3 protein-coding genes and 1 pseudogene are annotated in these 4,837 nt (G+C 40.5%); 2 read left to right on the plus strand and 2 right to left on the minus strand.

Annotated elements, in window-relative coordinates:
• A pseudogene (locus C6Y40_RS03360) lies at positions 1-120 on the minus strand (IS1595 family transposase); the annotation flags it as partial.
• Between the two features lie 122 nt (positions 121-242).
• Between C6Y40_RS03360 and C6Y40_RS03365 the strand changes: the two are divergent.
• Together C6Y40_RS03365 and C6Y40_RS03370 are read left to right on the plus strand one after the other, a co-directional pair.
• Positions 243-2,420, plus strand: a complete 2,178-nt coding sequence (locus C6Y40_RS03365) for an AAA family ATPase (RefSeq protein ID WP_105933343.1) — start codon at positions 243-245, stop codon at positions 2,418-2,420.
• 309 nt (positions 2,421-2,729) lie between these two features.
• Positions 2,730-3,449, plus strand: a complete 720-nt coding sequence (locus C6Y40_RS03370) for a glycosyltransferase family 25 protein (RefSeq protein ID WP_105933344.1) — start codon at positions 2,730-2,732, stop codon at positions 3,447-3,449.
• 159 nt (positions 3,450-3,608) lie between these two features.
• On the opposite strand, the gene C6Y40_RS03375 is transcribed toward C6Y40_RS03370, so the two are convergent.
• Positions 3,609-4,730, minus strand: coding sequence for an ISAs1 family transposase (locus C6Y40_RS03375; protein WP_105933256.1), 1,122 nt, complete (start codon positions 4,728-4,730; stop codon positions 3,609-3,611).
• Positions 4,731-4,837 lie beyond the last annotated feature (107 nt).

Raw genomic sequence — 4,837 nt, forward strand, 5'->3', positions numbered from 1 at the left:
CTCTGTTATCAACTGTGAGACGCTATCAGTGCCTTTCAGCAGCTTCTCAACATAACGGGTTTGACTATCTGTTAAGTGTTCTAACTCGGCTATAAGCTTTGTAAATTGTGCTGGGAGCATGATCAACCCTTAACGACTGTATTCATATACAGTGTAGCAACAATTTAGCAGAACATAGCCAATAAGAAACTTACACGTCTAGAAGCGATAGAGCGCTACATGCTCGAAACTGGAAGATTGTAATGGGTGCATACTCTGGTTTATTGCAAATCCGAAAGATCCGAAGTAAAGGGAAACTTGGCGGAGTAATATTTTCAGCAAATACTCTGGATGATAGGCCAATGCGCTATGTAGTGAAGGCCGATTGGAGAATTGCCCCTACCCCATCAATGTTTAAAGAGGGGCATATATGGTCTGTACAGGGCGAAGTAGAAACAAATACGATTACATGGAAAGACGGAACAAAAGCAAAAGAAATTATACTAGTTCCGATAGAGCTGCGATTTGCTAAAGCCTCTAATGAAAACCTCAAAAGGTTACTTGCTGAATCAAAAGAATTCGCAGGGATCAGCCAGGTCAAAGCGGAAAAGTTAGTCTCATTTTTCGGTGACGAACTTTATGAAATAGCAGCTAACGATGAAATTGAGCGCTTATTACCTATTTTGGGTAAAGATGTAGCTACCAGGCTAATTAACGGGCTGAAAGAATATCAGGAACTAAATACTCTTAAGTTGCTTGATGACCTTGGCGTCCCTTATAAAGTTACGGAATCTGTACTAAAAATTTGGGGGGCAGATGCTTACGAAAAAATTCAAGCCAATCCCTATCTTTTAACCATATTTATGGCAAACCTTAAAATGGTTGATGAATATGCAATTAACCGCTTGGGACTGCCGCTGAACTCTCCCCAAAGACTAATTGCTTATGTAAAGGAAGTATTGTTCAACGCTTTTAACGCTGGTAACACTTGTTTACCTACCAACGAAGCAAAATACCGAGTAAAGCGGCTATTAGGATCTTTGAGTCGCGAAGCCTTACAACTCGCGCAAGAATCAGGTGAGATAATCGTTGACGGTAATATCACTCAAGTCAGGAGTATGGATATTATTGAATCAAGCGTGGCGGAAATAGTAACTAATTTGGTACGGGCAAACTTAAATAAGGGACTAGAAAAACGGATAGACGCAAAAATCGATGCCTTCGAAATAGGAGCAGGGTTTAATCTCACTCAAGAGCAGAGAGAAGCCGTAACTCAATGCTGTACAAACCGATTAGCAATTCTCACAGGCGGTGCAGGTTGTGGTAAAACGACGGTAATAGAAGCTATTTGTTTTGCTCTAGAGTCTTTGCAACAAACCAAGCAAATATTCTTGATGGCTCTCGCAGGAAAAGCCGCTCAAAGAATTACCGAAGCAACAGGTAGAGAAGCGATGACCGTTGCATCGTTTATGTACAACGTTGATGCTGATGATATTGACGATGATGCGGTATTCATCGTAGATGAAGCATCTATGATAGATGTTTTATCGCTACTTAAAATTCTCAAGCGAATACGTTGCCGAGGAAGACTCATACTAACTGGTGATGAAGAGCAACTCCCCCCTGTTGGCATAGGACTGAGTCTACATGCCTTGGTGAAGCAAGCCATACCCAAGGCCAACCTTACAGCAGTTAAAAGACAAGCAGAATCTTCTGGCATTCCGAATATCGCCAGCAAAATAAGGGCTTTTCAGAAAGATGAGACAGACCTTGAATTTAAACCATTTATTGGAGTCGCTGATGGCGTTAATTTTATCGAATGTAACTCAACAGAAATTGAACAAAAATGCATTGAAGTTTATGAAGCGCTAGGCGGTGATGGCTCCAATAATGACGTACTCATTCTTTCTCCGACTAAAAATCTTAATGGTGGCGTGATTAATCTAAATTGCCGTATCCATGATAAGTTTTCGCAAGGAGAGGTTGTTAACTTTAACCATGAAGAATTTGGTGACGTAACTCATCACATTAGCGGACGAGCATTACGAGTTGGTGAATTGGTAATGTATACCAGGAACGATTACCAAAAGGATATTCGCAATGGTTCTGTTGGTAAAGTGCTCGCTTATAGCCATGATTCCGTTATAGTTGATTTTGAAGGAAACACTACCGATCTATCTATCAACGAACTATCGAACTTGGAACACGCTTATGCTTTAACAGTTCACAAAGCGCAAGGAAGCCAATTTGAGAGAGTTATCGTTATTATTAAAGAATCGCGAAACCTAGACCGCCATCTAATTTATACGGCATTGACAAGAGCCAAAAAGCAGGTTGTATTTGTCGGACAGCGACAAAGCATGTACAGTGGGCTTTCCGTGTCAAACGCTCATAAAAGACACACAAATCTACCGAAATTTCTGAGTGAACAGTTAAGCTAAAGGTTCAAAACAAGGAAGTGTAACAACGAACTACTTGATCTTTTAAGTGATAATATTTTAGCGATCGCTTTTCTATTGAGTGCGCTATTAAAGTCGCTAATAAAATTACCAGCCGCACTTCTCGAAAAAAACTTTCATGAGGTTGCCTTGGAAAGCGGCAGGTTTGGTAGGTTTGAACTATATTTAAACGTTAACGCTCTCAATCTGTTCATATTTCGACAAATTCGCCACAAATATTTCACGTAAAAATAACTCTAATGTCATATTTTTACGCAATAGTAATGTCGAAATATTGGGAGAATAATAGATATGCATTGCTTTGTTATAAATTTACCAAGATCAACGGAAAGATTGAAGAAAATAATAAAAAATCTAAATGAAGTAAATCTAAATTTTACTATCGTGTGCGCAATTTCACCAGAGGATCTAAGTAAATTAAAATACAATTATAATTCTGAGAAAAACTTACGTTATTATCATAAACCTCTAACCAGTGGAGAGATCTGCTGTATTCTAAGTCATTCAAAAGCAATAAATGATTTTTTACAATCTGATCATGAATACGCTGTGATTTTAGAAGATGACGCGGAAACAACAAAATTAAAAGTTAGTCAGTTATCAAAAATAGAGAGAAGCCTTAATTTTTTTGACCTTATAAAACTATCCGATGGTGCAAGTAAGAAGAAAGTAATTTCGCCAGTAGAAAGAGTTGAAGATTTGGAAATTGGATTTCCAAACAAAGTACCTAATTCCAATATGGCCTATTTGATTAATAGAGAAGGAGCAAAAAAAGTATTAAAAGCATATGAAGAAATTTATCTTCCTGCTGATGTTACTTTGCAGCGTTGGTGGAAATATGATTTAAGAATTGGTTTTTGTAGCTCACCATTGTTTTTTCAAAATGGTATGGATAGCGAAATAAACATATCATCTAACAGAAAGAAAGTAAAAAGATCTAGATCAAAGAAAATAATCAATAGAATAGGTTTTGAATTGAAAAACAAATATTACTCACTTATAAAACGATAATCATATTGAATTTTATATATGGTCATTGTATTGACATCATTTTTTAACTCAAAGTTCACAAAAATAGCCTAATGTTTATTCGTGCGGAAAGAGGAGTACCCGCTTTAAACTACTTAATTTAAACTTCTACAGAAGGCAGGGCAACCGCATGAGTGCTCACTAATTAATCATGCCACTAAAACCCGCAGTTAGCACAGCTTCCAGATAGCTGGCTTTCATCCAAGCCCGTTTTTGCTTGGCGGGTATGCTGCCTTTTGATGACTCTGCCCGCAACATGTTTAGCGCTAAATGGCGTAGCATCGACCAGTTTTCGGCACCGTGATTCTGGTGTATCTGGCAGTCGTCTTCACCCATGCTGACATCCAGTACCCAATGTAAGCTGTTCTCTACAGCCCAGTGGGAACGTACTGCTTCGGCTAGTTGCTTCTCACTTAATGGTGCGGAGCTGATATGGTAGCGATACGTCAGTTCAGGTGCTTTGCCTTGTTGTTGGCGGAAGCTCATGCTCATGCCAAGCGTCTTTAACTCAGGCCATTGCGGGAACGCTTTGCTCACCTCATCAGCACTTAACACATGGTATGTCCGGGCTTCTATGCGACCCCGCTTTTGCTCGAAGGTTAAGCCACCAAGTGGTGCTTCCCGTGTCTCAGTAAACGCATCCTCGACTGCTTTACAGAGCTTGCCCTGATTGCTTTTGAGTGTGAACAGGTAATCACCACCTTGCTCGACTATTTGCTCTGCGATGCTGGTCTGGCAGCCCATAGCATCAATTGATACCAAGGTGTCCTGAACATCAAGTAACTGAATAAGCTCAGGGATTGCTGTAATTTCGTTCGACTTCTCTGAGGTTTTAACCTGACCTAAAACGACTTTATTGGTGCAGGCAAACGCGTTGACCATGTGTATCGTTGATTGGCGGTCACCGCGCTGGTAGGAGCTTCGCAGCGTTTTACCGTCAATCGCAATCAATTGTCCTTCGGTGCTTTCATGTACAGCCTGCATCCAGTTGATAAAGCAAGCTCTAAACTGCTCTGGGTCGAGACGCGAAATGGTACGGGCAATAGTGTCATCAACGGGGACGCCATCGCGCAAGTAACCATGTTGCTGGAACCAGCCAATATGACCGTCGGCATAGTCCCGGATATCGCTCCACCCTTCGGCTCCAGCGACGACACCACATAAGGTGATAAACAAAATATCCTCAAGTGGATAGGTCACTTTTGCTGATTGACGCGTGTCAGATAATTCCCCAAAGTGGGTGGTGAAGGCTTCGATATACATGGTTTTACTCCCCAAAAAGAGAGTATAAGATCACGACTAAACCGGATCGTCAAACTGATCGTTTAGTTTCCTCCAACTGGTTAATAAATATTCACGATCTCACCCTG

The organism is Marisediminitalea alba, from assembly GCF_002993365.1.
Taxonomy (GTDB): Bacteria; Pseudomonadota; Gammaproteobacteria; order Enterobacterales; family Alteromonadaceae; genus Alteromonas; species Alteromonas alba.

Bases quoted from the DNA above. Each gene is read 5' to 3' on its own strand.
- C6Y40_RS03370 (WP_105933344.1), top strand. From the start codon at position 2,730: ATGCATTGCTTTGTTATAAATTTACCAAGATCAACGGAAAGATTGAAG.
- C6Y40_RS03375 (WP_105933256.1), bottom strand. From the start codon at position 4,730: ATGTATATCGAAGCCTTCACCACCCACTTTGGGGAATTATCTGACACG.
- C6Y40_RS03365 (WP_105933343.1), top strand. From the start codon at position 243: ATGGGTGCATACTCTGGTTTATTGCAAATCCGAAAGATCCGAAGTAAA.